Raw genomic sequence first — 21,091 nt, 5'->3', positions numbered from 1 at the left:
ACTCTTCGTCCCATCATGCGGATGCTTTCAATTGAAGGAGCCTAAACATCGGTATCATTAATGAACCTTGCTAATACTGCAGGGGAGAACCGAAACCATCAATAGCCTTAACACGAAACCCTAAATGATAGCCGCTAAAGGCTAGGATCTATTATTCAACGATTTCAAGGCCATCTCGCGTTAAATATGGTGGTTACTTGAAATTTTACCTTTTGCCACTTGACTTCGGAGACAATCTGGGACACAATAATTTCAGTTCAAAAGGCCTGGGCAAAAATGTAAATAATCCATAGCGAAGCAGTTAGCCAGATATTGCAATGAATGTTAGTTTTCGATACAGTAACGAAGACCCATCACTAGGGGGCTATTTAAAGCCCCCTAGTGATGGGTTAATAAGTGAATAGAAACTATTTTTTCTTTCCTCCCTTAGGAGCTGCTTGAGACAATGCGCTACCCGCTGCTTTCTTACTGTCCTTTGAGGTTCTTCCATCTCTCAAAACCCTTGATGCAGCCTTTGCCGCTGATGGGCTTGTTTTTCTTTGACCTGCCATAAATTAATAGTTTTTGATTTATTCAAAATTTCGCGATTTGTTTCTTGTTAAACAAACTAGGCATTCACTTTTATGTATTTTAGATTTTGTAAATTCGTTACATGGACGAATTTCAACCAGTGGGCATTGATTTATTTTCGTAAAGTGCATTATTTCTTAGAGATTTTCAATTGCGGTTATTTAACTTTTGCGTTTAAAATCTTAATGTCTCGAATAACGGAAGTTTATTGGTACTCTCACTATGAGGAAGGCGTTGCAATAGCCCTAACAGTCCCATAAACTCCGTCTCATTAATGAGTCTTACAAAGTACCGTTTTATTACGACTTAATAAAAGTAATAACAATATTATAACATTATCAAAAATTATCCGTTATTTGAGTTATGGAAAAGACATTAACAGTGGTCGGTAATAGCAAAGCTGTTATCCTGCCAGCACAAATGGTAAAAAAGTTAGGTGGAGATAAAGTAATCATTGAGGAGACTGAAGATGGGATTTTAATCAGGACGGCCGTCAAATCATCTTTCCAGAAAGCCGTTGACAAGATGAGAAAGAATAAAGCCGCCATATATAAACGGATTGAGATTCAAGCTTCAGATCCAGAAACAATCAAGTATTATTCAAACCCATCCAATAATTTTGCTGATTTAGACACCGAAATAATTGAGGGATGAAACAAAGCGAAATTTGGTTGGTTGATTTTTCTCCGAGAGTAGGTCAAGAAATTGATAAGGTAAGGCCTGGCATTATTGTAAATCATGATAGCATCGGAGCTTTAGAATTGAAAGTTGTTGTTCCAGTAACTGATCCAGCTCGATCAATCCGTGATTGGCATTTCTCTTTAAGCCCTACATTGGAAAATGGCTTATCTAAAGAAAGCATTGCTGATTGTTTTCAAATCAAATCAATTTCTCACAACAGATTTGTTAAACGTTTAGGTAAGTTATCGCAAAAGGAAATGGAAGGGATTAAATTAACCTTAATGACAGTTTTAGATCTATTTTAACAGTCCCATTAAACGATGGAAACAAAATTTAAGACGTTTGGTACACCCACTTCATTTCCTTTGCCGATAGATGGTGATTGGGTAAGAATACATTGTGGTGTAGGTGGCCATCCGAATTACATTTTCGGTATCGAGGGCTTGAAAGCATTCTATGAAAGCTGGCGCAGGGATTTATTCCCGTAATAAACAAGGCAAGCCAGAGGATCCTCTAGGATACTGGATAACCTGGTATGAAAAAGGAAAAAGATGAACGCCTTTATGAAACACCGCCAAGAATAATTTTACCCAGCTAGAAGCTGCCTGTCTGTCAGGGCTTCATAGAAATACAGTTTCAAAGATTGAAGGAGGTGGGGCGGAACTCTGTCAACACTTGTGCAATTACTTCGAACGTACAAATACCTTCACCTGATCGAGCCGATGAAACCTCTTACTATAGGATTAAGCCCTGGCAAGGCCGATGGTACCTACTTGAAAGAGATCACCAAGATGGAAAAACAAGACTTGCTAATCATTGACGACTTCGGTATCCAACCCCTGGATCAGCAAAGCAGGACGATACTCATGGAGATTATTGAAGATCGCCATGGCAAGCACTCGACCATATTCACATCACAGGTACCAGTAGCTCTTTGGCATGAAGTGATTGGTGAACAAACGATAGCCGATGCCATCCTGGATGGTATTATCCGTCACGGGACATGTCTTCATGTTGACTGAGCGATTCTCTGACGACAATTGTAAGGTGGTTGCGCAATGTGACTGCTGTTCGACCGACCTATTCTTCTTGATAGACAAGGACTTTGCGCTGGTAAATCGATGCTTGTACAACGACATGGACCCTCATTACAGCAGAGCAAGTATAGTTAGTTAGAGAATTGGACCAAATCATTGACTGGAGATACCCGAGCGTATTCGTGTCGAAAGCGGTCCAGAATATTTCAAGAAAGCTTGGTATGTGGTGCGAAGAAAAAGGGATTGCCTTGCAGTTCATTCAGCTGGGTAAGCCAATGCGTAATGCACATACATTGAAAGATTCAATGGTAGCTTCAGGAAAGATGCGTTGGACGCTAATCTGTTTCGAGAACCTCAATCAGGTAAGAAGGCTTGCAGAGGAGTGGATAGGGGATTACAACCATCATCGCCTGCACGATGTCTTAGATGGTATGAGTCCGGCAGATCAGGCCTTTAACTTATTTAATAACGAAGAGAATTTTGATGTGGTATCAAATTTTTCGCATCTTTCTCTCCTCCATGAACGCCAAAATGGCATGGTAATCTTGGTTAAAAGGGTTCGATAATAGTATCATTCGTCCCGCATAGTAAAAAAAGCCTTTCTAAGAGGCTTTTTTTATTTACTTTTTTCAACAACATCTTTATCTATTTCAGTATCAAAAAAGATATCTGAGTTGATCTTTATTTCGCGGGCATTGTCTTGGGGTCACTTAGTGTCAATTCAACTATTTTACTTTCAATCATTGTTTCCTTTTTGGTTTTAGAAGCAAATCCTGTTTCATTACCTGAAAAAGAATAGTGGCAATCTTACTTAGGAATAGAATACCCGTTGTGGTACTTCGCAAACATGTATGGATTAGCGGCTGCTTCTTTAAACTTAGCTGTTTTTTGGTCCCACGTCACTTTGCTACCGGTTCGATAAGAAATATTTCCCATTTGACAAACCTTTGCTACATGCGCCCCATCTTGAATAGAGCAAGTCAGTTTAGTAAAATCACGAGACTTTACCGCTTCAATAAAATTAGCTGTATGCAAATCCAATCCTGACCCTTTATTTAATTGTTTTGGAATTGATTCCATTCGTTTCTCGTCTGCGATTACCTCCCATCCGCCACGATCTAAAACCAATGTTCCATTCGTTCCGATATAAGCTATGCCATGATCGCGCCCGTAGTTGCCGTTGCTGATGCTTTGGGCATGCTCCCACAGCATATTGTACCCGTCAAATTCAAAAACCGTAGCCAGTGTATCGGGGGTTTCTTGTGATCCATTGGTGCTCCCATAAATGCCGCCCATTGCTACTGCTGACTTAGGAAATTTGGCATCCATTCCCAGCAACGCATAATCGATGAGATGCACGCCCCAGTCGGTCATCAATCCACCTGCATAATCCCAAAACCAACGAAAGTTGAAATGAAATCGATTGGGATTGAATGGACGCCTAGGGGCTGGTCCGAGCCATAAATCGTAATGAACTCCCGCAGGTGCCACTCCATCGGGTTGCACTTCAAGATTTTTCATCCAACCTTGATAGGCCCAGGCTTTCACTGTTCTTATCTTGCCAAGCTTTCCAGATTTTAAGTAAGTAAGGGCATCCACAAAATGGGGCATGCTACGTTGCCATTGCCCAGCCTGAACTGCTTTTGAATATCTTTTTTGTGCCGCCATCATGGCATTGCACTCTTGCATCGAATTGCCAACGGGTTTTTCAACATACACATCTTTGCCAGCTGAACAAGACTCAATCATTTGCAAGCAATGCCAATGATCGGGCGTGCCTATAATCACCACATCAATGTCTTTGTCTTCCAGCATTTTTCTATACTCAACAAATGCCTTCACTTCAAGGCCACCCTTTTTCAGTTCTTCTTTCCTTTCGCTTAAAACATTTTCATCCACATCGCAGATGGCCACTACTTGTGTGTCTGGAATTTTCATCATTGATTGTAAATCTGTCCAGCCCATCCCTTTGATGCCAATCACCCCAATGCCAATTTTATCGTTGGCCGAAATTGTTTTTTTTGAATTGGCTAATGCTTCCCAAGGAAGGCCCATGGATAGACCCATTCCTGCCAATGCGGTAGATGTATTCTTAATAAAATCTCTGCGCGATGATGCCATGGTTGTTGAATTTAGTAAGAATTATTGAAAGGCTAAAGTAAGGAAAAAGCCTGTTGCAAGCTACTTACCTGTCAGCTAGTTAGCCTCTGTTAAGACCTGATTGTAGCCCCAATTTTAAAATTCTGTTAAATTTGTCCTCGCAAAATTAACAAAGGCGATACGAATGAATCTATTGGATTTTGAAAAACCCATTGCGGAGTTGGAAGGTAAGTTGGCAGACATGAAGCAGCTTTCAGACGACAGCGATGAAAGTGTGAAGAAAGCCATTGAGGCCTTGGACAAAAAAATCACCGATTTGAAAAAAGAAACTTTTGAAAACCTGACGGGCTGGCAGCGTGTTCAGCTGTCGCGTCACCCGGATAGACCCTATACACTGGATTATATTTACGAAATCACGACCGACTTTATCGAATTGCATGGTGATCGGACAGTTGCCGATGATAAAGCCATGATAGGTGGACTGGGTAGTATTGAGGGGCAAACATTTATGATGATTGGTCAACAAAAAGGCCGCAACACCAAGCAGCGCCAAATGCGAAATTTTGGTATGGCCAATCCAGAAGGCTATCGCAAGGCATTGCGACTTATGAAAATTGCAGAGAAATTTAATAAGCCCATTGTTACCTTTATTGATACGCCAGGAGCTTTTCCTGGGTTAGAAGCCGAAGAGCGTGGGCAAGGGGAAGCAATTGCCCGTAACCTCAAAGAAATGTTCATGTTGAAGGTGCCCGTGATTTGCATCATCATTGGCGAAGGCGCTTCAGGCGGTGCATTGGGTATTGCCATTGGCGATAAAGTATTGATGTTGGAAAACACTTGGTATTCGGTAATTTCGCCAGAATCATGTTCATCTATTTTGTGGAGAAGTTGGGATTATAAAGAACAAGCTGCAGAAGTATTAAAGCTGACAGCCAAAGACATGCTGAAGAATAAGTTGATTGATGGGATCATTAAAGAACCCTTGGGCGGAGCGCATACAGATGTGAAATCGATGGCGGCTGAAATCAAAAAAGTGATACTTCAAAATTTTGCTGATCTCTCAAAGCACACACCACAAGAGCGAATCAGTCAGCGTATTGATAAGTTTTGTGCGATGGGAGTGGTAAAGGAATAGTAGTCATTGATAAAATAATATTCGGTAATAAGTAAAAGGCAAAAGGTGTTAAGATCTCTATCTCCTAAATTCTAATTCCTAACTCCTAAAATCTTATCTTGAATCTACACGTCATCAACACAGGCAATTTCAAACTCGATGGCGGAGCCATGTTTGGTGTGGTGCCTAAATCCATTTGGCAAAAAACAAACCCTGCCGATAGTAATAATCTTTGCAATTGGGCCATGCGCTGCTTGCTCATTGAAAATGGAAAGCAACTGATGCTTATCGACAACGGCATTGGAAAAAAACAGGACGAAAAGTTTTTAAGTCATTATTTTTTGAATGGAGACGAGAGCCTATCAAAATCTTTGAATAAAATTGGGTTCACAGAAAGCAACATCACTGATATGTTCCTTTCGCACTTGCATTTTGACCACTGTGGGGGTGGCGTAAAAAAAATAGGAGAGAAGTTTGAGTTGATTTTTGCCAACGCCAACTATTGGAGCAATGAAGATCATTGGAAATGGGCTACTCAACCCAACGCGCGCGAGAAGGCAAGTTTTTTAAAAGAGAACATTTTGCCGATGCAAGAAAGCGGTCACCTGAAGTTTATTTTAGAAAAAGAGGGGCAATCTTCTCCTTTTGATTTTATGGAAATCTTCTATGCTTCGGGGCACACCGATAAAATGATGATCCCGAAAGTAAAATATAAGGACCATACAATTTGCTTCATGGCCGATCTCCTTCCATCGGTTGGGCATATTCCGTTGCCCTATGTGATGGGGTACGATACACGCCCTCTTATCACACTCAAAGAAAAGGAAGCCTTTTTAAATCAAGCAGCCGATAACCAATACATTCTTTTCTTGGAGCACGACCCCGTAAATGAGTGCTGCACTGTAAAACACACTGAAAAAGGAGTTCGGTTGGATCGTGTTTTTCCTTTAAAAGAGATTCTTTAGCAATGCAGGATGAAAGTTGCTGGATGCTAGACTAGCATCCAGTATCTAGATTTCAACATCTTTACTAAATTGTACCCATAACTAAGTAATCGATGAAACTCGGACTCGTACTTTCAGGTGGCGGTGCTAGGGGGGTGGCACATATTGGCGTTCTAAAAGCGCTTGAAGAAATGGGTGTGAAGTTTTCCGCGGTATCTGGCACCAGTGCTGGTTCGATAGTCGGCTCACTGTATGCCTATGGATATTCACCCGATGAAATCTTTGCACTCATTAAATCCTTAAGCATCTTTAAATCTGTGCGCCCTGCCTGGACTTGGGCCGGTTTGCTGCGAATGGACGGCTTGCAAGAGCTTTTGCTAAAGCACATTCCTGAAAACAGTTTTGAAAAATTGAAATTGCCATTGACGGTAGCTGCCACCGAAATTCGAAAAGGAAGAATTGAATATTTTACTTCTGGCGAATTGATACCTGCTGTGTTGAGTTCCTGCAGTATTCCAGCCGTGTTCAACCCGATGTCGTTCAAGGGTGGATTGTATGTAGATGGTGGTTTGTTTGACAATCTACCCGTTAGGCCTATTCGCGATGCTTGTGATAAAATTGTTGGGCTACACTGCAATCACATTACACAAGATTTTGACCCCAATAGTTTGCGTACGGTAATTGAGCGCAGCTTGTTAATGGCCATAAATGCAAATACCTTGGTAAGCAAAGCGCTTTGCGATGTGTACATTGAGCCACCCAATATGAGCAGGTATGGCAGCTTTGACATTAGCAAAGCGCAAGAGATTTTTGATTATGGTTATAAGTTCACAAAAAGCAATTTTTTACCACATCATTTTCAATTTCCCTCCGCATGACCACCGCCTTGAACTTCAAAGATGAAATCTTAAGAGGTATTCCAGAAGCGTTGCCTTCACCCAAGCCTTTTGACTATTCCGTAAGTCATGCCCCTAAGCGCAAGGATATTTTATCAATCGATGAAAAGAAGTTAGCCCTGAAAAATGCATTGCGTTATTTTCATCCTCGGCATCATGAAGTGTTGGCTCAAGAATTTTACGAAGAGATTCAAAAGTTTGGGCGAATTTACATGTATCGTTTTCGTCCGGAGTATGACATGAAAGCAAGGGCAATTTCCGAATATCCGTGTCAGACTGCGCAATCAGCGGCTATCCAATTGATGATCCAAAACAATTTGGATCCTGCCGTAGCACAACATCCACATGAGTTGATCACTTATGGAGGGAATGGTGCAGTGTTTCAAAATTGGGCGCAGTATCTATTGACTATGCAATACTTGGCCACTATGAAGGGCGATCAAACCTTGCACATGTACAGTGGTCACCCCATGGGATTGTTTCCCTCTTCCGAAGAAGCTCCACGAGTGGTGGTGACAAACGGGATGATGATCCCTAATTATTCCAAGCAAGACGATTGGGAAAAATACAATGCCTTGGGCGTAACACAATACGGACAGATGACAGCTGGTAGCTACATGTACATTGGACCGCAAGGGATTGTGCATGGCACCAACATTACGATCTTAAATGCAGGCCGAAAAATTTCGAAACAAGGGGAAGGGCTTGCGGGTAAAATCTTTGTTACTTCTGGCCTTGGCGGAATGAGTGGTGCGCAACCCAAGGCAGGCAACATTGCTGGCTGCATAACTGTGATTGCCGAAGTAAACGAGAAGGCAACAAAAAAGAGACATGAGCAGGGTTGGGTGGATGAAGTAATGTATGACTTAGATCAATTGGTTAGTCGTGTGACAGAAGCCAAAAAGAAAAAGGAAATTGTCTCGCTTGCTTACCAAGGAAATGTAGTAGAAGTGTGGGAAAAGTTTGCTGATGAAAACGTATATGTGGATTTAGGTTCTGATCAAACATCGCTGCACAACCCATGGTCAGGCGGCTATTATCCTGTTGGATTATCTTTTGAAGAATCAAATCGCTTGATGAGTCAACAGCCTGATGCGTTTAAATTGAAAGTACAGGAGTCGATTCGCAGGCATGCGACCGCCATTCGAAAGCATACAGATAACGGTACTTATTTTTTCGACTATGGTAATGCATTTTTGTTGGAAGCATCACGTGCGGGAGCTGCTATTTTGAAAGGGGATGGCGTGAATTTTATTTACCCATCGTATGTGCAAGACATTATGGGGCCCATGTGTTTCGATTATGGATTTGGCCCTTTCCGATGGGTATGCACTTCGGGCAAGCAGCAAGATTTGGATTTTACGGATAATCTAGCTGCCGAAGTATTGACTAGCATTTTAGAATCAGCCCCTTCTGACATTCACGCACAATTGATTGACAACATCAATTGGATTAAATCCGCAAAAGCGAATAATTTAGTGGTTGGCTCCAAAGCTAGGATTTTGTATGCCGATGCCGAAGGCAGAATAAAAATTGCTGAAGCTTTTAATCGAGCCATTCGAGAGGGAAAAATTGAACCGATAGTGTTAGGTCGCGATCACCATGATGTATCGGGAACAGATAGCCCGTACCGAGAGACATCTAACATTTACGATGGTTCTCGATTTACCGCAGACATGGCCATCCACAATGTGATTGGCGACTCATTTCGTGGAGCTACGTGGGTTTCAATCCACAACGGTGGGGGAGTAGGATGGGGAGAAGTAATCAATGGCGGATTTGGACTGTTATTGGATGGTTCCGTTGTTGCGGATAGGAGGCTAAAAAACATGTTGCATTTTGATGTGAACAACGGAATCGCTAGGCGCGCTTGGGCAAGAAACCCAAATGCATTGACGACCATTCAACGCGAGAAAAATGTAAGCGTAACCATACCTCACTTGGTCCAAGATAATTTGTTAGATAAAATTAGTTAGACATGTTTCGCCCCATCTATCGATTGATCTTTTGGATTGCTGGCTGGAAGATTAAGGGTAAATTTCCAGACCTTAAAAAATTCGTGGTGGCCGTGGCACCCCATACCAGCAATTGGGATTTTGTAGTAGGGGTAATGGCGCGAAGCATTCTTCATTTAGAATCTGCAAAATTTTTAGGGAAAGATTCATTGTTCCAGCCTCCTTTTGGTTGGTTCTTCCGATGGCTAGGCGGATACCCCGTAGATCGGAAAAATAGGAATGACATTACGGAACAAGTAGCCGGCTACTTTGCCAATCATGATCATTTTATTTTGGCGATGGCACCAGAAGGCACGCGCAAAAAAGTAGAGAAACTTAGAACGGGATTCTATTATATCGCCAAAAAAGCAAATGTACCCATCGTTCCAGTTGGATTTGATTTCTCAATCAAGACGATTATTATCGGCCAACCGATATTGCCTTCCGATGACATGGAAAAGGATATGAATTTTCTTCTATCGTTTTACCGACAAGTGAAAGGGAAAAATCCTGCCTACGGCCTTTAGTCGTTAATTCTGTGCCTTCACTAATTAAAAGTTTTTGAGATTTGGATTCTTGCTACTCTCACGTCAAAAAAATTAATCAACCATGAGAGAAAAAGTTTTTGCAGTAATCTTATCCGTTTTTATTGCCACTGTTTCAAGTGCAAAGTCTTTCCCCAATGACAGTTACGTTACGGAGCCCAATGCTGACTTATTCCTACTATTTGGTATTTAAGTTTATTTGCTAAAATAGTTATCTTTGAGAAAAATTATAAACAATGAAAAAATCATTTTTAATCTTGTTGATTGCAATTGCATCAGTATCGGCTTATTCTCAAGCGCAGTTTGCCATTGGCATTAAAGGTGGATTAAACTTTGCTAATTTAGATGCAAGCAGTATATCTGCAGCGTATAGCAATAAAACAGGTTATCACGGAGGTGCCTTTGTGTTAATTAAACTTGGAAAAATTGGTATTCAACCAGAATTAATTTATTCAAAGCAGGGCTCTGCATTCAAAGTGAACACCACTAGCTTTGACGCCAACTACGATTATTTCAATATTCCGATCATTTTAAAACTCTATACCATTGCTGGCATCAATCTTCAGGTCGGTCCTCAATTTGGCTTTGCATCAGGTAACGTGCCCGTTGGAATCAATGTAAACAATGGAAGTACAATCGTTGACAAATTAAAAGGTTCTGATATCAGCGCAGCCTTAGGGCTTGGTTGGGATGCACCATTTGGCTTGTCAATTGATGCTCGTTACAACTTAGGTCTTTCAAAAATAAATGAAGGAACAAGTACCTCTGCAGAAATTAAAAACCAAGTAATTCAAATTTCACTTGGCTACAAACTCTTCAAATTCGGCAAGTAATTATTTCTCAAAAGAATTTAGAAGAGCCAGTCTTGCATAAGGATTGGCTCTTTACTTTTGCACCATGTTGATTTCGAGCTACCCACAAGCCGTTGAGTTTCTATACCAAAATCTGCCCATGTATCAGCGGGTGGGGGCAGTGGCTTATAAAGCCGACCTGACCAATACTATTCAACTGTGCGAAGCCTTGGGCAATCCTCACTATAAGTTTAAAAACATTCATGTGGCAGGTACGAATGGCAAAGGTAGCTCGTCACATATGTTGGCAGCCGTGTTGCAATGTGCGGGTTATAAAACGGGGCTTTATACTTCGCCTCACCTTAAAAACTTTACCGAACGCATCCGCATCAATGGCCAAGAAATAGATCAAGCATTTGTGGTTGATTTCGTGAATAGAATTCAATCAAGTATTGATAAAATTCAACCTTCATTTTTTGAGATTACCGTGGCCATGGCGTTTGATTATTTTGCTAGGCAAAAAGTAGATATTGCCGTGGTGGAAGTTGGCCTAGGGGGTAGACTGGATTCTACGAACGTGATCACACCGCTTGTTTCGTTAATTACCAATATCAGTTGGGACCACATGAACTTGTTGGGCGATACTTTACCAAAAATAGCTTTTGAAAAAGCTGGCATCATCAAAAAAGAAGTGACGGTTGTGATCAGCGAAACACAAGATTCAATTAAGGAGGTGTTTGTCCAAAAATCGAAAAGTGAAAGTAGTTCAATCGTTTTTGCCGATAAAAAATATGAAGTAGTCGGTGAAGGATACGGAAAGTTTCAGGTCACAGATGATAAAGTGACGTCAACTTACGAACTGGACTTAAAAGGAATCTACCAACAAAAAAATTTGCCAGGTGTATTGGCTACCCTTGATGAACTAAAAAACTTGGGGTTTAAAATTACAGATGAAGCAACGGAAAAAGGTTTATCGAATACAACCACTTTAACAGGATTAAAAGGGCGGTGGCAAAAACTGAAAGACAATCCGTTAACCATTTGCGATACGGGTCACAACGAAGCAGGCGTAATGGAGATTCTAAAGCAAATCAAAGCCCAGAAATTTGAAAAGCTATTTATGGTATGGGGGATGGTAAACGACAAAGATGTTTCAAAGATACTTTCGATACTGCCCAGCAGTGCCTATTATTTTTTTTGTCAGGCAAACATTCCACGGGCGATGGATGCAAATGAATTATTTTTAAAAGCCAAGGCGGCAGGCCTGAGGGGAGAGGTAATACTAAATGTGAACAACTCTATTTGTCAAGCAAATGAACGAGCTACTCAAAAGGATATGATTTTTATTGGAGGAAGCACTTTTGTGGTGGCCGAGATTGAGAATTTATGAAGAGCAAACTAAAGCGATTTGAGATTATTGCGGCCAGAGAGAATGTAATCGAGCCAGGCAAAGAACTTTTTAATACGATCAAAGGAAAGTGGAACGAAGTCTACTTTAAAAACAGTCTGCCCATTACCATCGAGTTGGCTTGTGGTAGGGGTGAGTACACTGTAGGATTGGCCAAGCATTTTCCGAATGGCAATTTTATCGGCATCGACAAAAAGGGTGATCGCATTTGGAAAGGCAGTACGTGGGCGGTGGAAGATCAACTGGCGAATGTTGGTTTTCTGCGCACAGGCATTTTGTTCATTGAAAGTTTTTTTGAGCAAGGCGAAGTAAACGAAATATGGCTCACTTTTCCGGATCCACTTCCGCGTAAGCGCGATGCCGAGCGAAGGCTTTCGAGCCGTGTGTTTATAGACATGTATAAAAAAATCTTGCACCCAGCAGGGTATTTTCGATTTAAAACAGACAGCACAGACCTTTTCAATTTTACATTAGATGAATTGAGTTTACGCACTGATATTGAGGACTATCAATTTACCCACGATTTATATGCTTCAACCCTTCGGGCCGAATGCTTCGATATCAAAACCAAGTACGAAGAAATATTTGCTGCCCAAGGTGAAACCATCAAGTACTTACGATTTAGATTTAAGGAGCAGCAAACGAGTACGAACTAGCCAGTACCTAACATTCCGTATCTGAATCGTCACCTTAACATTTTGATAACACAGCTTCCCGTAAGAAAAGCCTTGCACAAAGTATCTTTGTTCACCTAACCATTGTAATGGCAAAGAAGCGGAAGCGCGAAGTTGAATTGGTCATCCTTTCTGATGTTCATTTGGGCACGTATGGTTGCCATGCCGAAGAACTGCTCCGCTACCTCAAATCCATCAAGCCCAAACGGTTGATTTTAAATGGCGACATCATCGACATGTGGCAGTTTAGCAAACGCTATTGGCCAAAGTCGCACATGCAAGTGGTGAAGCACATTACCGGCTTGTTGGCCAAGGGAACCAAGATCACTTACCTAACAGGCAATCACGATGAAATGCTTCGCAAGTTTGCTGGTTTCAAACTCGGATCCTTTCAAATTGCCAATAAAAAAGTATTGTCGTTAAATGGACAGTCGGCCTGGATTTTTCATGGCGATGTGTTTGATGTAACCATGCAATACTCGAAATGGCTGGCCAAGCTTGGCGCGATCGGGTACGATACATTGATTGTGATCAATTCGTTTGTGAATTTTATCAGCAAACTTCTGGGAAGAGGGAAAATCTCGTTAAGTAAAAAAGTAAAAGACAGCGTAAAACAGGCGGTTAAGTTCATTGATGATTTTGAGAAGACGGCAGCCGACATTGCCATTAGCAACGGGTACAGCTATGTGATCTGTGGACACATCCATCAGCCTGCTATGCGGAAGATAACCACCGAGAAAGGGGAGGTGACTTACCTCAATTCGGGGGATTGGGTAGAAAACCTAACTGCCCTGGAATACCAGCAAGGAGTTTGGAGGATCTATAATTACCAAGATGATTTGGTGGCACAAAAGATAAAATTATCAAAACATATACGCCATTCGCTGGATAATGACGAGATATTTAAAGACCTTGTCAGTGAATTTCTGTCCACTAAAAAATGAAGCTACTCTACGCGATTCAAGGCACCGGCAATGGTCACCTCAGCCGGGCAATTGACATCATACCCGAACTTAAAAAATACGGCAGTCTCGATTTGTTTGTAAGCGGTGCCCAAGCCGAAATTGTGTTGCCCTATCCGGTAAAGTACAAGTCAAAAGGTCTTAGTTTTTATTTTGGGAAAAGTGGGGGCATCAATTTTTTGAAGACCTTTCAAAAGAACAGCTCCAAAGATGTTATCAAAGAAATAAAAAATTTTCCCGTTGAGAATTATGATTTGGTCATCAACGATTTTGAGCCTATCAGTGCTTGGGCTTGCAAGCGGAAAGAAGTAAAGATTGTATCCCTTAGTCACCAAGCGGCCTTGCTTTCTAAAAAAGCACCGCGGCCAAAAATCATTGATCCGTTTGGTGAGTGGATGCTTAAAAACTACGCACCTGTTAAAAAATATGTGGGCTTCCATTTTGAGGAATACGATAAGAATATTTTTACACCCGTTATCCGAAATGCCATCCGTCAAGCAAAGGTTACAGATGATGGTCATTACACGGTTTACTTGCCAGCTTATGATGATAAAAAGTTGGTTCAAAGATTACTAAAGTTGAGCAAAATCAAGTGGCACATTTTTTCGAAACATACCACGAAGCCCTATCATGTAGGTCGGATTTCAGTTTTCCCTGTAAGCGGTATTGATTTTATAGAAAGCGTGGTGAGCAGCAGTGGCGTATTGTGTGGGGCTGGTTTTGAAACTCCAGCCGAAGTATTGCACTTAAACAAAAAATTGTTGGTAGTGCCGATGAAGAGCCAATACGAACAACATTGCAATGCAGCTGCACTAAAAAAGTTGGGCGTTCCTGTTTTAAAGAAAGTTAAAAAGAAGTCGGTCAAAAAAATAGCCCAATGGCTTGAAGAAGCAAAGCCACTAAATCTTTCTTTTCCTGACGTGACGGCCGATGCGGTTGAACACCTCTTTAACAAATTTGCGGATTAACCAGAATGGCTAAAAGACCGAGTCATCGCTTGATTAGTTTGATTTTGTGTAATTCATGCGCGGTTTTGAGTGTTAAGATATACAAGCCCGGCACAAGATGGTCGGTGCTAGCTCGATAGACATCACCTTCCCTTGTCAAAACGATATCGGCCTCATGTCCGTGCATATTTGTTATTCTTGCCTCGGCTACCTGTTCGCTTATTCCCGTGAGATAAAGAAAACTTCCAACAGGATTGGGGTAGAGGACAATGGTGCTAACAAACGCGAGTGAGTCCGCTGTGATTATAATTGAAATTTCATCTGAGAAATCACTGACACAATCGTCAGCTACCACGTGAACGCTGTACACGCCTGGCGAGGAAACTAACAGCGTGGCGTTGGTAGCGGCTGGTATGGCCGACCCATTCTTAAACCACTGATTTCCTGTCGTTGCATTTGAGGTGAGGGTGACCTTATCTGTATTGATTCCGGCAGTTGTAACGAATGGCTGCACAGGTTTGATGCAAAAAGATTGGGCGACTTCTGGCGCAGCACTAATGGTGCTGTTGCCCAACTGGTTTGCTTTAATCAAAACACGACCGGTGCCGACAATTGTAACCGTACTTCCATTGAGAATTACTTTATCAGATAGTGTAGAATATTGCACCGGCAAGTTGGAACTTGCTATAGCAGTCAATTGAAATGGTGGATTGGAAATCAATTGATCGGGTATGGACGGAAAGGTGATGGTTTGGGTGTTGACAGGAGGAGGAACTCCCTTTTGATAAACCCTTACATAGTCCACCTCCATGGAAGATTCTGTGAAAGTGGGATCAACGGCTCCTCCCACTCCACCCATTGCGATGTTGAGTAATAGGTATTGAGGCTTGTTGAACGGCCATGTGTTCGCGTCCTTTACGCTCGGGCTATAGGTGTAAAAAACAACGTCATCGATCAGAAAATCTATTTTAGTTTCGTCCCATACGATAGAATAAACATAAAAGGTGCTGCTGACCTGAGAGAGTATTTTTGTTCGCGTGTTGATGGTGCTTCCGAAAACTTGAGTGCGTATGAATAGACCCGTGAATCACATTGGGATTATTGCCCCAATGCTCCATGATATCTATTTCGCCACAGGCGGGCCAGCTAACTGTCCCAAATTGATTGGAGAAGAAACCTCCGGGTTCATTGATATTTTTTCCTAGCATCCAGATTGCAGGCCAAGTGCCAGCACCACTCGGAAGTTTCGCGCGAACATCTACTCGCCCATAAATAAAAGCAAACTTTGAATTGAGTCGGGCAGACTGTAAAAGGCATTTTTAAAATAGACCAAACCAATGATGAAATTGTAGAGCAAGAGATTTTCTCAAAAACAGTTGGGAAGCAGTGGGTTTACCAGTTCGCGCAAGACAGAAACAAAAATATATACGTTCATTCAGAAAATAAGATGGGCATGTTCAAGCAAGTGAGCCTGGGAAATTATGTGTACTTGCCGACTGCGCTGTTTCAGTTAAGGCAATCCTTCAACAACGACCTTCTTCATATCTCCAGCAATGTGCAGCATGGCGTAATCTTCAACGCCAATGAAGGATTTATCTATTACAACCCTGAGCTGGAAGAGCAAGTATCTTTTACCAAAGCCCCGCTGGTAAGCAGGGTATATAGCGTTGCAGAAGACAGTGTGCTTTACGAGCGCAAACCATTTGATGCGAGAACTGATGAGGTGGCACCTATACAGATTTCGGAAGGCACCAAAGTGCTGCAGTTGACAGTAGAGTCGTTTAAATTTAAAGATGTTAGCAACCAACAGTTTCGTTTTTACCTCAAAGGCTTTGATGAGGGATACGGAGCCTGGAGTACTTCTGGCACAAAGGAATACACCAACCTAAAACCAGGAAGTTACACGTTTGTGGTGCAGACCGTTGACCCCAGGGGCGAAATTATCACCGGCCAACCATTGGAGATAGAAGTGACACCACTGTTTTACAAAAGCAATGTTGCCAAGTCTTTCTATTTTTTGTTGGCCATTTTTGTTTTGTACCAAATTTACAGGCAACAGCGACAGTATTACCGAAGAAAACAAAATCGGCTGGAAGTGGTAAAACAAACAGAGCTGGCTGCAAAGCAACAAGAACTTCAAGATTTAAAGGAAGAACAAATAAAACGAGAACTGAGCCATGTCAATAATTTGCTAGCTGCATCTACCATGAACCTGGTGGTGAAGAACGAGTTCATGGATAACATCAAAGAAGAAATCAGGCAAGCAAAAGCAACCGATAAGGTGCAAGACCAGCAAAAAGCTTTGGAGCGGATCATCAAAGAAATTGACACTACATTAAAAGTACAAGAAGACTGGCAACAATTTGAACATCACTTTGACCGCGTGCATGGCGATTTTTTAAAACGCTTGACAAGTGAATTTTCTGACCTGACCCCCGGTGAGCAAAAACTTTGCGCATTCCTTCGTCTGAACATGGACACAAAGGAAATTGCCAACCTGATGACCATTTCGCCACGCGGTGTTGAAATAGCCAGATATCGTCTGCGAAAGAAGTTTAAACTGGAGACACATAAGAACTTATCTAAGTTTATTTTAGAATACTGATTTCGTATTACCCTTTTAAAAGAAAGGACTGTTACAAAATTGTCTCAGCGAATAATCGAGTTAACTAAAAACATCACCTCCTTGCCATCCCAACTTAAATGATGTCGATTCTTTACAGTAGGTTGATTTTAATTTGTCCGATCTACTCGTTGGGGCTTTTGTTGTGATTTGCTTTCAGATTGTGTTCTTTGATAGATTGCTTACAGAAGATAATTGATTCCTTCGAGCAATAGTCACTAACTTTAACACAGATTTAGAGCACAGGCAAGAGTACTATTTTAGGAACCTGCTGATACAAAATGAGTTTAATGGATGTAAAAGGAGCGACCTTCTTTCAAAAAAAGAAGGTCGCTCATACCCAAATTAAAAATAATTAATTTTTACTAGCGAATCGCTAGGCCAGTTCCCACTGTAAGAGTGTTGTATTTTTGCAACGTGTAGTCGCCATTAATATAAAAAGGACCCAACTTTACCCGTAATCCCCCTGTTAAGCGGGCACTACTGTTATCGACAGACATAGCGAGTGGATTTGTTACAGAAATAGGAGAAGAACCTTCCTGATTGGCATTAAAAGTGAAAGTGCCTGTAATGTCGGCAGTTGAATTAACCGAACCATAGCCCGCTGCAGCGTACAGGGTAAGCACAGACAATTTTTTGGAAATAAGTGCTTGGATGGACCAGGAGTTAAACTTCATTGGTAAGGTTGCCATCTTTGCTAACGACACTTGTTGTACTCACTAAGCTAGAATTGGCTGAAACGGAATTATAACTCGCCAGCACTGCCAAATCAAAAGGCATCTCTTTCAGTTTGCCCATGTATTGGCTTAGGCTATGCATTACAGCAATGCCAAACATTTTGATACCCGAAGATTCTTTTTTGATTTCGGGAACGTACCTTATTTTAAGATCGGTATTTTTGATTGTACCAATACCTACCTGCAAAATGGGCACAAGCATAGCACCTAAACCTACATTCTTGCTTAGATCCAACCCTTCAGGTCCATCAAATGAAATGGATTGACTGGCCAAAGGGCCATTACCATCAGGATCATAACTAGAGGTGTACCGGGTTAAATCTTTCGGGCCAAATACGGTTGGAGCTCCTGCACCGGGATTAGTAGTATTGTTGAAAGTTGTGTTGGTTAGTGACGGTGTAAAATAATTATCAGAGGAAGGCACAAACACTGCGGACAAAGAAACACCTAAATCAAACCCTAGTGGCTTGTGTGTTTTGGCTGTTGTGTACCAACCGGTATTGGTTCCGTTTGAAATTGCATTGAGCGCGGGTGATATGTATGAAGCCAAAAGACGATTTGCGTCAGCTTTTTCTGCTTTCATAAATTCATTGAGGTCCGTAAGGTCTTGCGACAAACAAAATTGAGACGCAAATAATACATGGGCCAAAAGAAAAAATCTTTTTGTTTTCATGTTGATTCAGTTTAGGGTTACCGTTTTGATGCTAAAGATGAGATTTTGGTAACCAAATGTCTAAAATAAAAATGACATAGAGATTTTTTTGATCGATACCAGTAAAGATAATGCTAACAAAAAAAACTGTGTTTGATTACTTAGCGGGCGTAACCACTATTTTTTGGTATTCAATTGGACCATGGTTGCCTTGTAAAAATAATGGACTGGGCTCGGCTTCGTGGCTATCAATTGCTCCGCTTGTAATGCCAGGTATCCTTGATCACAGATTACAGTAATTCCATTGGCCACCACTATCACAGTTCTGCCAACCAACGTGATGTCATAACTCTGCCACTCACCAGCTTCTTTGGCCACTATTTGATTGAGCATCAAGAATCCATAGATAATGCTAAATTGGTTATCCCAAGGATCCAATTCTTTGCTATCAGTTACTTGCACCTCATAGCGAACGCGCAAATATACACCGCTGTTGTTGTCTTTAGGATAACGGAACTCGATGTGCAATTTAAGTCTGTAAACTTCTTATCGGTAAACAGGTTTACGCCTGATTGAGGGTTTTGATTTGCTTACAGATTTGTTTCATCACGACCTAGCAGGAGTGTTCTTTCCCACCTTCGCTAAGGCTACGGTGGGCAAGGATAAATTGTCTCGCGAGACGCGGGATGATATAGTGTTCTTTGATAGATTGCTTACAGAAATAGCCGTTATGATTTAAGAAAAATCAACTCAAACCAAATTTGTCAACGATGGCTTGGCGTTGGTTATTAAACGTTGTAATTCCGAATCGTTTATCAAGATCAGTTAATTTCTTTGCCATCTCTGGATGGGTTGGGGGTAAATTGCGTTGTGCCATTTCTGGGATCAGCTTGAAGAAAAGCTCCTCCAAAAAATCGTCAAAGTTTTGGTTGAAATACATATCGGTGCCTCGCGCTACTTTATCGGAGGAATTCCAAAAAGTGTGAACAATACCTTTGGGTCTGAAATGCCAACCACCCGCCTTTACTTCAACTACCTCAGTGCCTACCAAAACACTAACTACGCCTTCATGAACGTACATTAATTCATCTAAGGCTTCATGCACATGAGGAGATGGACCCATTGTTTTAGGTGCCACAGCGAAATCGATACACGAGAACTGGTTATTCGTTTGCTTGCTCCTTACTTTGAGCCGTATATCCAACCCATGCTCGGGTATTAGGGGCGTTGGATCGGGCGGCAAATAAAAAGTTTTCAGTGTTGGATTACCTTTGTTGATCTTTAAATTACTTGCGAGGGCAGTGGATGCTAGGCCAAGCATCATACTCGATAGAAGAAATTGTTTCCTTTTCATAGCGTTACCGTTTTTGTTAATTTTATAATTCAAAAATGGCATGTGAAGGAGAAACCTAAGTGGTAAGAAAACGTCAATATTAATCGAAAGTTTGATCTTCAATAGCGTAGCGATACCAAGCCTCACTTAGCCCGAGCGAACGCTCGGGTGATTTATTTTCTATTTCATAAAATGAAGTGGGCGAGCATCCAGTAAACTCCTTGTAGTCTCTTACCAAATGCTGATAATCATAGTAACCACACTGGATTGCTATTGTTAACCAGTCTAAGTGCGGCTGCTTGTTTTTTAAGATGAAAGCTTTATCAAAACGAGTGACACGCGAAAACAATTTTGGTGTAACTCCCACACGCTCTTTAAATTTTCTTTCAAATTGTTTATGGCTGCAACAAGACTCACGTGCTAACAAATCTATTGAAAACCTTGAATCCTGCCTTAAGATAATTTTACTAATCCTATCTAACGGATGTGAGTCTTTGGCACGTTTGCGTATCAAGCTTAAAACAAAGTTATGTGCAACTTTCAACATCTCATCGTAACTTTTCGCATGATAAAGTTGCTCATTTACAAAGTTGATATCTGATGTAAGTACGAGTTCGGCATCTATGTATTGGTTTGTTAATTCGTTTGATGGAATGCCCAGCAGTTGATATAAACCTGAAGGCTGAAACACAATCTGGATTACCAAGATATTTCTGGCAACCGTGCGATTGATAACTTCCAGCTGCTGCCCCGTGAGGGTAGTCCTAAAATGATCCATCTTCCTTTTACTAATCTTGTACTCTGCTTTCTCAGTATCATAAGGAAAAAAGGCCAAAATCTGCTCAGGTCGTGGCGCGTAGGCTTTGACTGGGAAAGATGTAAGGTTATTATCAAACGAAAAATGAACGATCCGATAAAGGCGTACAAATTGACTTACACTTGGGTGGGGAAGAAAATCCTTTAAAAGCATGATTGGGTTATAAAACGCTTGTCAAATTGATAAGAAGCTTCTACAGTTTAGTGGTAAAAAATAGACAATTTACAATTAACCCAGATTACGCATTAGAAAAAGATGAGGCAAAA

24 protein-coding genes and 1 pseudogene are annotated in these 21,091 nt (G+C 41.3%); 16 read left to right on the top strand and 9 right to left on the bottom strand.

Annotated elements, in window-relative coordinates; all coding sequences use genetic code 11:
- Positions 1-407: 407 nt before the first annotated feature.
- Positions 408-551 (bottom strand): hypothetical protein, encoded by a 144-nt coding sequence (locus KA713_04980; GenBank protein ID UXE67948.1) that lies wholly within the window; start codon positions 549-551, stop codon positions 408-410.
- 382 nt (positions 552-933) lie between these two features.
- On the opposite strand from KA713_04980, the gene KA713_04975 reads away from it, so the two are divergent.
- The 5 genes from KA713_04975 to KA713_04955 all read left to right on the top strand — a co-directional run bounded on the left by KA713_04975 (position 934) and on the right by KA713_04955 (position 2,854).
- Positions 934-1,224, top strand: coding sequence for an AbrB/MazE/SpoVT family DNA-binding domain-containing protein (locus KA713_04975; protein UXE67947.1), 291 nt, complete (start codon positions 934-936; stop codon positions 1,222-1,224).
- Positions 1,221-1,556: a type II toxin-antitoxin system PemK/MazF family toxin gene (locus KA713_04970; protein ID UXE67946.1), complete on the top strand. Its 336-nt coding sequence runs from the start codon at positions 1,221-1,223 to the stop codon at positions 1,554-1,556. The genes KA713_04975 and KA713_04970 overlap by 4 nt, the downstream gene beginning before the upstream one ends.
- Before the next feature lie 15 nt (positions 1,557-1,571).
- Positions 1,572-1,739, top strand: coding sequence for a hypothetical protein (locus KA713_04965; GenBank protein UXE67945.1), 168 nt, complete (start codon positions 1,572-1,574; stop codon positions 1,737-1,739).
- Positions 1,740-1,973: 234 nt separating this feature from the next.
- A complete protein-coding gene (locus tag KA713_04960) occupies positions 1,974-2,273 on the top strand; it encodes an ATP-binding protein (GenBank protein ID UXE67944.1) in 300 nt (99 codons plus the stop codon).
- Positions 2,274-2,509: 236 nt separating this feature from the next.
- Positions 2,510-2,854 carry an integrase core domain-containing protein gene (locus KA713_04955; GenBank protein ID UXE67943.1) on the top strand — a complete coding sequence of 115 codons (345 nt, stop codon included), beginning with the start codon at positions 2,510-2,512 and terminating at the stop codon, positions 2,852-2,854.
- 241 nt (positions 2,855-3,095) lie between these two features.
- Here the strand turns inward: KA713_04955 and KA713_04950 are convergent, their stop codons facing one another.
- Positions 3,096-4,409, bottom strand: coding sequence for a Gfo/Idh/MocA family oxidoreductase (locus tag KA713_04950; GenBank protein UXE67942.1), 1,314 nt, complete (start codon positions 4,407-4,409; stop codon positions 3,096-3,098).
- A 163-nt stretch (positions 4,410-4,572) separates the two neighbouring features.
- Between KA713_04950 and KA713_04945 the strand changes: the two genes are divergently transcribed.
- The 10 genes from KA713_04945 (at position 4,573) to KA713_04900 (ending at position 14,684) form a co-directional block, all read left to right on the top strand.
- The gene (locus tag KA713_04945; protein UXE67941.1) at positions 4,573-5,523 is read left to right on the top strand and encodes an acetyl-CoA carboxylase carboxyltransferase subunit alpha; all 951 of its coding nucleotides are present in this window, start codon (positions 4,573-4,575) and stop codon (positions 5,521-5,523) included.
- Positions 5,524-5,621: 98 nt separating this feature from the next.
- Positions 5,622-6,467 (top strand): MBL fold metallo-hydrolase, encoded by an 846-nt coding sequence (locus KA713_04940; GenBank protein UXE67940.1) that lies wholly within the window; start codon positions 5,622-5,624, stop codon positions 6,465-6,467.
- A gap of 92 nt (positions 6,468-6,559) precedes the next feature.
- A complete protein-coding gene (locus KA713_04935) occupies positions 6,560-7,324 on the top strand; it encodes a patatin-like phospholipase family protein (GenBank protein ID UXE67939.1) in 765 nt (254 codons plus the stop codon).
- Between the two features lie 8 nt (positions 7,325-7,332).
- Positions 7,333-9,318: a urocanate hydratase gene (locus KA713_04930; GenBank protein UXE69038.1), complete on the top strand. Its 1,986-nt coding sequence runs from the start codon at positions 7,333-7,335 to the stop codon at positions 9,316-9,318.
- A gap of 2 nt (positions 9,319-9,320) precedes the next feature.
- The gene (locus KA713_04925; protein UXE67938.1) at positions 9,321-9,863 is read left to right on the top strand and encodes a lysophospholipid acyltransferase family protein; all 543 of its coding nucleotides are present in this window, start codon (positions 9,321-9,323) and stop codon (positions 9,861-9,863) included.
- Positions 9,864-10,117: 254 nt separating this feature from the next.
- A complete protein-coding gene (locus KA713_04920; protein ID UXE67937.1) occupies positions 10,118-10,714 on the top strand; it encodes a PorT family protein in 597 nt (198 codons plus the stop codon).
- Between the two features lie 64 nt (positions 10,715-10,778).
- Positions 10,779-12,062, top strand: coding sequence for a bifunctional folylpolyglutamate synthase/dihydrofolate synthase (locus KA713_04915; protein ID UXE67936.1), 1,284 nt, complete (start codon positions 10,779-10,781; stop codon positions 12,060-12,062).
- Positions 12,059-12,736, top strand: a complete 678-nt coding sequence (gene trmB, locus KA713_04910) for a tRNA (guanosine(46)-N7)-methyltransferase TrmB (protein UXE67935.1) — start codon at positions 12,059-12,061, stop codon at positions 12,734-12,736. Before KA713_04915 ends, trmB begins: the two co-directional genes overlap by 4 nt.
- A 107-nt stretch (positions 12,737-12,843) precedes the next feature.
- On the top strand, positions 12,844-13,698 hold the full coding sequence (locus KA713_04905) for a UDP-2,3-diacylglucosamine diphosphatase (protein UXE67934.1): 855 nt from the start codon (positions 12,844-12,846) through the stop codon (positions 13,696-13,698).
- Positions 13,695-14,684 carry a glycosyl transferase gene (locus KA713_04900; protein UXE67933.1) on the top strand — a complete coding sequence of 330 codons (990 nt, stop codon included), beginning with the start codon at positions 13,695-13,697 and terminating at the stop codon, positions 14,682-14,684. The genes KA713_04905 and KA713_04900 overlap by 4 nt, the downstream gene beginning before the upstream one ends.
- 22 nt (positions 14,685-14,706) lie before the next feature.
- Here KA713_04900 and KA713_04895 read toward each other — a convergent pair whose 3' ends face one another.
- A complete protein-coding gene (locus KA713_04895) occupies positions 14,707-15,522 on the bottom strand; it encodes a T9SS type A sorting domain-containing protein (GenBank protein ID UXE67932.1) in 816 nt (271 codons plus the stop codon).
- 109 nt (positions 15,523-15,631) lie between these two features.
- On the bottom strand, positions 15,632-15,937 hold the full coding sequence (locus tag KA713_04890) for a glycoside hydrolase family 16 protein (protein ID UXE69037.1): 306 nt from the start codon (positions 15,935-15,937) through the stop codon (positions 15,632-15,634).
- A 173-nt stretch (positions 15,938-16,110) separates the two neighbouring features.
- Here KA713_04890 and KA713_04885 point away from each other — a divergent pair, with 173 nt between their 5' ends.
- The gene (locus KA713_04885; GenBank protein ID UXE67931.1) at positions 16,111-17,268 is read left to right on the top strand and encodes a hypothetical protein; all 1,158 of its coding nucleotides are present in this window, start codon (positions 16,111-16,113) and stop codon (positions 17,266-17,268) included.
- A 383-nt stretch (positions 17,269-17,651) separates the two neighbouring features.
- Here the strand turns inward: KA713_04885 and KA713_04880 are convergent, their stop codons facing one another.
- The 5 genes and pseudogenes from KA713_04880 to KA713_04860 form a co-directional block, all read right to left on the bottom strand.
- Complete coding sequence (locus KA713_04880; protein ID UXE67930.1) at positions 17,652-17,963, bottom strand: hypothetical protein; 312 nt, start codon at positions 17,961-17,963, stop codon at positions 17,652-17,654.
- Positions 17,953-18,696 carry a hypothetical protein gene (locus KA713_04875; GenBank protein UXE67929.1) on the bottom strand — a complete coding sequence of 248 codons (744 nt, stop codon included), beginning with the start codon at positions 18,694-18,696 and terminating at the stop codon, positions 17,953-17,955. The genes KA713_04880 and KA713_04875 overlap by 11 nt, the downstream gene beginning before the upstream one ends.
- A gap of 136 nt (positions 18,697-18,832) precedes the next feature.
- A pseudogene (locus KA713_04870) lies at positions 18,833-19,203 on the bottom strand (DUF1080 domain-containing protein).
- Positions 19,204-19,420: 217 nt separating this feature from the next.
- The gene (locus KA713_04865) at positions 19,421-20,029 is read right to left on the bottom strand and encodes a cupin domain-containing protein (protein UXE67928.1); all 609 of its coding nucleotides are present in this window, start codon (positions 20,027-20,029) and stop codon (positions 19,421-19,423) included.
- A gap of 79 nt (positions 20,030-20,108) precedes the next feature.
- On the bottom strand, positions 20,109-20,978 hold the full coding sequence (locus KA713_04860; protein ID UXE67927.1) for an AraC family transcriptional regulator: 870 nt from the start codon (positions 20,976-20,978) through the stop codon (positions 20,109-20,111).
- Between the last annotated feature and the right edge of the window lie 113 nt (positions 20,979-21,091).

It is taken from the genome of Chryseotalea sp. WA131a (assembly GCA_025370075.1).
In the GTDB taxonomy this organism is placed as follows: Bacteria; Bacteroidota; Bacteroidia; order Cytophagales; family Cyclobacteriaceae; genus ELB16-189.
The sequence above is the reverse complement of the archived record's forward strand: the minus strand, read 5'-3'. Positions and strand labels throughout refer to the sequence as shown.

Bases quoted from the DNA above. Each gene is read 5' to 3' on its own strand.
- KA713_04980 (UXE67948.1), bottom strand. From the start codon at position 551: ATGGCAGGTCAAAGAAAAACAAGCCCATCAGCGGCAAAGGCTGCATCA.
- KA713_04975 (UXE67947.1), top strand. From the start codon at position 934: ATGGAAAAGACATTAACAGTGGTCGGTAATAGCAAAGCTGTTATCCTG.
- KA713_04970 (UXE67946.1), top strand. From the start codon at position 1,221: ATGAAACAAAGCGAAATTTGGTTGGTTGATTTTTCTCCGAGAGTAGGT.
- KA713_04965 (UXE67945.1), top strand. From the start codon at position 1,572: ATGGAAACAAAATTTAAGACGTTTGGTACACCCACTTCATTTCCTTTG.
- KA713_04960 (UXE67944.1), top strand. From the start codon at position 1,974: ATGAAACCTCTTACTATAGGATTAAGCCCTGGCAAGGCCGATGGTACC.
- KA713_04955 (UXE67943.1), top strand. From the start codon at position 2,510: ATGTGGTGCGAAGAAAAAGGGATTGCCTTGCAGTTCATTCAGCTGGGT.
- KA713_04950 (UXE67942.1), bottom strand. From the start codon at position 4,409: ATGGCATCATCGCGCAGAGATTTTATTAAGAATACATCTACCGCATTG.
- KA713_04945 (UXE67941.1), top strand. From the start codon at position 4,573: ATGAATCTATTGGATTTTGAAAAACCCATTGCGGAGTTGGAAGGTAAG.
- KA713_04935 (UXE67939.1), top strand. From the start codon at position 6,560: ATGAAACTCGGACTCGTACTTTCAGGTGGCGGTGCTAGGGGGGTGGCA.
- KA713_04925 (UXE67938.1), top strand. From the start codon at position 9,321: ATGTTTCGCCCCATCTATCGATTGATCTTTTGGATTGCTGGCTGGAAG.
- KA713_04920 (UXE67937.1), top strand. From the start codon at position 10,118: ATGAAAAAATCATTTTTAATCTTGTTGATTGCAATTGCATCAGTATCG.
- KA713_04915 (UXE67936.1), top strand. From the start codon at position 10,779: ATGTTGATTTCGAGCTACCCACAAGCCGTTGAGTTTCTATACCAAAAT.
- trmB (UXE67935.1), top strand. From the start codon at position 12,059: ATGAAGAGCAAACTAAAGCGATTTGAGATTATTGCGGCCAGAGAGAAT.
- KA713_04905 (UXE67934.1), top strand. From the start codon at position 12,844: ATGGCAAAGAAGCGGAAGCGCGAAGTTGAATTGGTCATCCTTTCTGAT.
- KA713_04900 (UXE67933.1), top strand. From the start codon at position 13,695: ATGAAGCTACTCTACGCGATTCAAGGCACCGGCAATGGTCACCTCAGC.
- KA713_04895 (UXE67932.1), bottom strand. From the start codon at position 15,522: ATGGGTGGAGTGGGAGGAGCCGTTGATCCCACTTTCACAGAATCTTCC.
- KA713_04885 (UXE67931.1), top strand. From the start codon at position 16,111: ATGGGCATGTTCAAGCAAGTGAGCCTGGGAAATTATGTGTACTTGCCG.
- KA713_04880 (UXE67930.1), bottom strand. From the start codon at position 17,963: ATGAAGTTTAACTCCTGGTCCATCCAAGCACTTATTTCCAAAAAATTG.
- KA713_04875 (UXE67929.1), bottom strand. From the start codon at position 18,696: ATGAAAACAAAAAGATTTTTTCTTTTGGCCCATGTATTATTTGCGTCT.
- KA713_04865 (UXE67928.1), bottom strand. From the start codon at position 20,029: ATGAAAAGGAAACAATTTCTTCTATCGAGTATGATGCTTGGCCTAGCA.
- KA713_04860 (UXE67927.1), bottom strand. From the start codon at position 20,978: ATGCTTTTAAAGGATTTTCTTCCCCACCCAAGTGTAAGTCAATTTGTA.